We start from the raw sequence: 1,091 nt of genomic DNA on the forward strand, positions 1-1,091 counted from the left end.
CCTTGAGGCGTCACGACGACCGCCGCCGGCCACGCAGCAGCAGGAAGATCAGGTACGGGCCGCCGATCGCGGCGGTCAGCACACCGGCGGGTAGCTGGGGGGGTGCGAACAGGCGCCGGCCCGCCCGGTCGGCCCGGCAACCGGGTACCGGCCCACCACCCGCCCCGACGGCTCGGCCGGGGGCGGCACGGTGCCCGCATCTGGACACTTCCACGGGAGCCCGCACGTGCACCGCCGCCCCCATGCCTCCCAACTCCAATCACGCCGATGCACCGGACCTGTACGGATCACCGGTGGTCTGTGCCGCGCCATGTCGTCACCATCCCGTCCGCTCACGTACCGCGCTGAACCCCTCACGCTAGTGCCACCTGTGCCAGGTGGGCAATCATGTCAGCCTGTGCAAGCGGGCTAGGGAGTGCAAGCGGTACGCGGACGGGTACGCCGGAGAATGCCACCCGTGATCCCTCACACTGCGGCGCAAATCGAGGCCGACCTAGCGCGCCGAATAGGTCAGCGCGAGTTTGCGCCCGGCGCGCGCCTGCCGTCCTACGCCGCCCTATCGGCTGAGTACGGCAGCGCCCGGCGCACGGTGGCCCGCGCGATCGACGCTCTCAAAGCGCGCGGCCTGGTGGTGGGCGTGGTCGGCTCCGGCGTCTACGTGGCCGAGTGACCGCCGCGCCCGCCGCTCTCCGCTGACTGCGTTTCCGCGAAACCCGCGCAGACCGTGCAGGTGTCGGCCTACCCGGACGCCTACGCCCAGTGGGAGCAGCAGGCCACCGACCTGGTCGCCCAGCACTGGAACAGCTGACCCCAGCACCACCACAACACCACCGAAGACCAGCACCACCGCACGGCAGCACCACCGCACGACACCGATCGCTGGCCGGCACCCCCAACCCGGGATGCCGGCCAGCGGCATCTCCGCGTTCCGCACCCGCAGATCTTGGACACTTTCCGTTCGCGCGGCGGGCTCAACCGGTGGTTGCAACACCCCTTTTGGTGATCTTCGTTGGGGTGGTTATGGCGTCGAGGTTGAGTCCGTTGGAGCGGGAGCAGATTGGGTTGGGTCGGGCTGCGGGTGAGTCGTTGGG

2 protein-coding genes are annotated in these 1,091 nt (G+C 70.2%); one reads left to right on the forward strand and one right to left on the reverse strand.

Going from position 1 to position 1,091, the window contains the following annotated elements; all coding sequences use genetic code 11:
• Positions 1–10 precede the first annotated feature (10 nt).
• Positions 11–244, reverse strand: coding sequence for an iron chelate uptake ABC transporter family permease subunit (locus DLJ58_RS34940; RefSeq protein ID WP_279635910.1), 234 nt, complete (start codon positions 242–244; stop codon positions 11–13).
• A 213-nt stretch (positions 245–457) separates the two neighbouring features.
• Between DLJ58_RS34940 and DLJ58_RS25720 the strand changes: the two genes are divergently transcribed.
• Complete coding sequence (locus tag DLJ58_RS25720; RefSeq protein WP_425271347.1) at positions 458–670, forward strand: GntR family transcriptional regulator; 213 nt, start codon at positions 458–460, stop codon at positions 668–670.
• Positions 671–1,091 lie beyond the last annotated feature (421 nt).

The organism is Micromonospora arida, from assembly GCF_003857035.1.
Lineage (GTDB): Bacteria > Actinomycetota > Actinomycetes > Mycobacteriales > Micromonosporaceae > Micromonospora > Micromonospora arida.